The sequence below is a fragment of the Pseudomonas sp. HMWF006 genome, from assembly GCF_003061205.1.
Taxonomy (GTDB): domain Bacteria; phylum Pseudomonadota; class Gammaproteobacteria; order Pseudomonadales; family Pseudomonadaceae; genus Aquipseudomonas; species Aquipseudomonas monsensis.
The window spans coordinates 1,357-3,807 of the sequence record NZ_QAIU01000628.1; the positions used below are offsets into that span (position 1 = coordinate 1,357).

Consider the following 2,451-nt stretch of genomic DNA (forward strand, 5'->3'; position numbering starts at 1 on the left):
CACGCCGCCGGCGAACCCGAGCAATATCCCGCCGCCGTCCGAGCCGATTCCGGCGCTGCAGTAAACGCAGACGGCCCTTTGTGGGCGTGAGCCTGGTCGCGAAGACGGAGTATCAGTCGACATTCATGTTGTCTGGTTCACCGCTTCGCGAGCAGGCTCGCTCCCACATCAGTTTTGCGGCGTACTCAAATCTCGTTACATTCCCCCGACAAAAATCCCGCGATAAATTCCTGACCGCCTGCTACGTTTTATTCATGAAGGCCGGGTTTCACTTTTCCTTCATACGGGCACGTTATGCTCGAGGCACTGGTTATTTGACCGGGCCCATTCAAGAGACCAGCAGGGGGATTGCACGATGGACGACTATCAAGAAGAACTGCTCGAGTTTCAGGCCTTTGAACTGGATCCGCCAGAGGCTGCCGAAGACGCCACCGAGCTTTAAGGCTTCAAGCCGTTTTGCGATGACTGCGGCGGAATTCGCCCGGGGTCTGACCGCTCCAGCGTTTGAATGCGCGCTGGAATGCTTCGGCTGAGGCGAACCCGAGCAGGTAGGCGATCTCGCCGAAGGCCAGTTCGGTATCGCGGATGTAGGTCATCGCCAGATCACGGCGAGTGTCATTGAGGATTGCGCGAAACTGCGTGCCTTCTTCGGCGAGTTTGCGCCGCAACGTCCAGGTCGGCAGCTTCAGGCGTGCCGCCACTTCTTCCAGGTCCGGTTCGCGACCACCATTGAGCAATGGCCCCAGTAATTGCGTGATGCGTTCGCGCAGGCTGCGGGTGCGCGTCAACTGCTCCAGTTCTCGTTCGCACAAAGCGAGTAAATGCTTCCAGGTGCTGGGGCAGTGCTCGGGATTGCGCTGGGCCAGGCTGCTCAGGCTCAGGCGCAGTTGGTTGCGCTCGGTACCGAACTGAATCGGGCAATCACCCAGTACGGCGTAGGCTTCGCGGTAATCCGGTTCGTCGAATTCAATCTCGATGCGCTCCGCCCGCAACGTCTGCCGGCTGACACTGGACAACTGATGCAGCCACCCGGCGATGATCGAATCCACCACGAACCGGTTGTAGGCGTTGTACGGGCTGATCGAATAGAAACGCAGCCAGGCGCCATGGGCGTCTTCGTGGAAGCTTGACTGGCCACGATAGTTGGAACCGTACAGCGGTTCAAAACGAGTCAGGCAACGAGCGGCTTCGCGCACGGTCGGGGCTTGAGCGGCAGTCACCCCGGCCAGTCCGGCCTGGCTCAAGCGACTGAGCTGGCCCATGCGCAGACCGAGTGCCGGGTCGCCGGTCAACTGAATCGCCGCGTGGCCCAGGCGCATGTAACGCGGTATGGATAAACGCGCCCCGGCCTCGGCCAGGCGGGCAGCATCCAGTCCATATTGCTCCAACAAGGGCTGCGGATCGACACCGTGACTGTGCACCGCGTCGGCGAGGCTGTGCACGAAGCCTACCGACAGATCGCCCAGACGCATCGGCAGCGGTTTCATGGCTTACAACCAGATATTCAATAAACGCGCGCCACGGGCATCGCCGTCGGCGAACTGCTGACCGTTGCTGCTGAGAAAACTCTGACCCGAACCCGCCAGGTTCCAGAACTGCCCGCGCAGGAACACGCTCATACCGGCAAGCGCACGGCTGCTCGGTGGTTGCGCGGTCAGGGTCAGGCGATGCCACGCCTGGCCCTCGCTGACTTCACCAGGCTTGAGGCTGACCGAGCCCGGCGTACTCGAACCCTTGTAGCCGCGCCACGGTTGGTCCCACGCGCCATGGCCGAATACTTGCGCCGGCACGGCCACCAGTTGCACGCCTTGTTCGTCGAGTTTGCGGTAGTTGTCCGGGTACCAGCTGTCGCTGCCGATCAGCACGCCGAGGCGTCCGGCCGGGGTGTCGACCGCGTTGATGGTTTGATCGGCTTCGCCGGCCAGCACTTCCCGTTGATCGAAGACCGGGTGCATCTGCCGCTGCGGTTGCCCGAGCGGTACACCGTCACGCCCGAACACCACGCTGCTGTTGAACAGGGCGCCGCTGCCGGGTTTGAGCTGGCCGTCGCGGATGCTCGGTTCCGGCAGCACGATAGTGCCGGCCACCAGGGTTACATTGAATTCTTTGGCCAGGCCACCGAACAGCGCCTGGTAATCCTTGGCCATGGATTTGGACTTCATCCGCAGGTGCGCGTCGTTGAGCCGGTCGCTGCCCTTGGCGCTGAGCCAGGCGCGGGCGAACAGCAGCGGATTGCTTGCCGCCAGCCAGTTCATCGCTTCGGTGAGGGTCGGCGCCTGATACAACTCGTCCTTCTCGCCGCTGATCATCAACCAGGTGCCGACATGTTCCGGTAACACCACCACGGTTTTTTCATTCAACAGGCCCTGATCCTGGGCTTGCTGCAAATACGCCGCGAGTTTGCGGTGCAGGCGGTCGGGGCTCTGGTAGTCGGTGGGAAACAGCTCGGGC

Annotated in this window: 2 protein-coding genes; both read right to left on the reverse strand. The window is 61.9% G+C overall.

The genetic code is table 11. The annotated features are described in order from the left end of the window. Positions 1 to 446 precede the first annotated feature (446 nt). Positions 447 to 1,487 (reverse strand): AraC family transcriptional regulator, encoded by a 1,041-nt coding sequence (locus DBR24_RS29120; protein ID WP_128616423.1) that lies wholly within the window; start codon positions 1,485 to 1,487, stop codon positions 447 to 449. Between the two features lie 3 nt (positions 1,488 to 1,490). Further along, positions 1,491 to 2,451, reverse strand: a 961-nt coding sequence (locus tag DBR24_RS29125; RefSeq protein WP_146189145.1) for a carbon-nitrogen hydrolase family protein, incomplete at its 5' end; no start/stop codon positions are given.